Annotated in this window: 2 tRNA genes and 1 rRNA gene; all 3 read right to left on the bottom strand. The window is 47.5% G+C overall.

Annotated elements, in window-relative coordinates:
• Positions 1-32: 32 nt before the first annotated feature.
• The 3 genes from A37Q_RS0109510 to A37Q_RS0109500 all read right to left on the bottom strand — a co-directional run bounded on the left by A37Q_RS0109510 (position 33) and on the right by A37Q_RS0109500 (position 3,449).
• Positions 33-3,012 (bottom strand): 23S ribosomal RNA (locus tag A37Q_RS0109510).
• A 277-nt stretch (positions 3,013-3,289) separates the two neighbouring features.
• Positions 3,290-3,365: transfer RNA gene (locus A37Q_RS0109505), tRNA-Ala, on the bottom strand.
• 7 nt (positions 3,366-3,372) lie between these two features.
• Positions 3,373-3,449 (bottom strand) — tRNA-Ile (locus A37Q_RS0109500).

Here is a 3,449-nt window from a genome sequence, read left to right as displayed (position 1 = left end):
AGCATAAAGCTTTAACAATCTATCATAGAGTAATAACCAAGTCTCTCGGGCAATTAGTACTGGTTAGCTTCATACATTACTGCACTTACACATCCAGCCTATCAACGTCGTAGTCTTCAACAACCCTTTAGGGGAATTTAATTCCCGGGAGATCTCATCTTGAGGAAGGCTTCCCGCTTAGATGCTTTCAGCGGTTATCCCGTCCGAACGTAGCTACTGGGCAGTGCTTCTGGCGAAACAACCCAAACACCAGTGGTTCGTTCACTCCGGTCCTCTCGTACTAGGAGCAAACCCTCTCAAATCTCCTACGCCCACGGCAGATAGGGACCGAACTGTCTCACGACGTTCTAAACCCAGCTCGCGTACCACTTTAAATGGCGAACAGCCATACCCTTGGGACCTGCTTCAGCCCCAGGATGTGATGAGCCGACATCGAGGTGCCAAACTCCTCCGTCGATATGAACTCTTGGGAGGAATCAGCCTGTTATCCCCGGAGTACCTTTTATCCGTTGAGCGATGGCCCTTCCATTCAGTGCCACCGGATCACTAAGACCTACTTTCGTACCTGCTCGAGCCGTCACTCTCGCAGTTAAGCGCACTTTTGCCTTTATACTCTTGGTGCGATTTCCGACCGCACCGAGTGCACCTTCGTACTCCTCCGTTACTCTTTGGGAGGAGACCGCCCCAGTCAAACTACCCACCATACACTGTCCTCGGCATTCACCTGAGTTAGAACTCCAACAATATCAGGGTGGTATTTCAAGGTCGACTCCAATAAAACTAGCGTCTTATCTTCATTGTCTCCCACCTATCCTACACAAATATCATCAAAGTCCAGTGCAAAGCTATAGTAAAGGTTCACGGGGTCTTTCCGTCTAACCGCGGGTACGCAGCATCTTCACTGCGATTTCAATTTCACTGAGTCCCAGATGGAGACAGTGTGGCCATCGTTACGCCATTCGTGCAGGTCGGAACTTACCCGACAAGGAATTTCGCTACCTTAGGACCGTTATAGTTACGGCCGCCGTTTACCGGGGCTTCGATCCAGAGCTTCGCTTACGCTAACCCCTTCAATTAACCTTCCGGCACCGGGCAGGCGTCACACCCTATACTTCCTCTTACGAGTTCGCAGAGTGCTATGTTTTTAGTAAACAGTCGCAGCCACCTGGACTCTGCAACCCAATCCAGCTTAAGGAGTAAATCCTATCACCAAATCAGGCACACCTTCTCCCGAAGTTACGGTGTCATTTTGCCTAGTTCCTTCACCTGGGTTCTCTCATCGCCTTGGTATTCTCTACCTGTCCACCTGTGTCGGTTTACAGTACGGTCAATAATTATCTACGTTTAGAAGTTTTTCCTGGAAGCAGAGCATCAACCTCTTCGTGGAACAAGTTCCACTTCGTCTCGTATCTCAGATCAACATGCTACCGGATTTGCCTAATAACACTACCTACATACTTTCACCTGGATTACCATCCACCAGGCAGATCTAGCTTTCTCCGTCTCTCCATCACAATAATTATCGGTTCAGGAATATTAACCTGATTCCCATCGACTTCACTCTTCAGCTACGCCTTAGGGGCCGACTTACCCTACGTTGATTAACATTGCGTAGGAATCCTTGGACTTCCGGCCAATAAGAATCTCACTTATTTTTACGTTACTCATGTCAGCATTCGCACTTCTGATACCTCCAGCAACCTTCTCAAGTCACCTTCATCAGCTTACAGAACGCTCCCCTACCATAATATAAATATTATCCGCAGCTTCGGTGTATCGCTTAGCCCCGTTAAATCTTACGTGCAGGCCGACTCGACCAGTGAGCTATTACGCTTTCTTTAAAGGTTGGCTGCTTCTAAGCCAACCTCCTGGCTGTCTGGGCCTTCCCACTTCGTTTCCCACTTAGCGATAACTTGGGGACCTTAGCTGGCGGTCTGGGCTCTTTCCCTCTCCACTACGGACCTTAGCACCCGCAGTGTGTCTCCTGTGATAAAACTTCGTCGTATTCTGAGTTTGCATCGAGTCGGTAAGGTCGCAAAACCCCCCTAGTCGAAACAGTGCTTTACCCCAACGAGTCATTCACAAGGCACTACCTAAATAGTTTTCGGGGAGAACCAGCTATCTCCGTGCTTGATTAGCCTTTCACTCCGATCCACAGCTCATCCCATAATTTTGCAACATTACCGGGTTCGGTCCTCCAGTTGGTGTTACCCAACCTTCAACCTGGCCATGGATAGATCGCGCCGGTTTCGGGTCTGATCATAGCGACTTAACGCCCTATTAAAACTCGGTTTCCCTTCGGATCCCCTATACGGTTATCCTCGCCACTATAATCAACTCGCTGACCCATTATACAAAAGGTACGCAGTCACATGACTCAATCATGCTCCCACTGCTTGTACGCAGACGGTTTCAGGTTCTATTTCACTCCCCTTATTGGGGTTCTTTTCGCCTTTCCCTCACGGTACTGGTTCACTATCGGTCAATCAGTAGTATTTAGCCTTGGAGGATGGTCCCCCCATCTTCAAACAGGATTTCTCGTGTCCCGCCCTACTTAGTCGTATATCTAGTTCCACATAATCACTTTCGTGTACAGGGCTATCACCTTCTATGGCCATCCTTCCCAGAATGCTCCACTAATAACTATGCTAAAATATACCAGGCTAATCCCCGTTCGCTCGCCGCTACTTAGGGAATCTCGGTTGATTTCTTTTCCTATGGGTACTTAGATGTTTCAGTTCCCCACGTTCGCCTCCTACCACTTTTTATATCCCATCAAAATTAACAAAACAGATCTCACTCCATACTCTCGTATCTCATGTATTAGTTCAGCTAATCTATAGAATATCAAAAGTGGTAGGATAACTAGGTTATCCTAGTTGGGTTCCCCCATTCAGACACCTTCGGATCAATGCTCATTTGCCAGCTCCCCGAAGCTTTTCGCAGGCTATCACGTCTTTCATCGCCTCTGATTGCCAAGGCATCCACCGTCTGCGCTTATTTCCCTTGGTCATTACTCTATAATAAATTGTTAAAGATCTATATCATTGTATTGATCAGCTCACTCTGCTTTGCGTTCCCTAATCTCAATGCCGCGCTCATTTAGAACAATCTAAACTCACTTGCATTTCAATCAGGCGCCTTAATCAAAGCAACCTTATCAACACAATACTTTGCAACAAATATCTCTATTTATCACAACTATTCGTGAACAACATCTCATTAATCTCACTTGATTAATAACTTATTCACTCATATATCATTCTATTAAATATCTCGATGCCTAGATTGGTGGAGCCAAGCGGGATCGAACCGCTGACCTCCTGCGTGCAAAGCAGGCGCTCTCCCAGCTGAGCTATGGCCCCAATAATCTGGTGGGTCTGAGTAGACTTGAACTACCGACCTCACCCTTATCAGGGGTGCGCTCTAACCAGCTGAGCTACAGACCC

The organism is Fangia hongkongensis FSC776 = DSM 21703 (genome assembly GCF_000379445.1).
Classification (GTDB): domain Bacteria; phylum Pseudomonadota; class Gammaproteobacteria; order Francisellales; family Francisellaceae; genus Fangia; species Fangia hongkongensis.
This window is presented reverse-complemented; position numbering and strand designations above follow the sequence as displayed.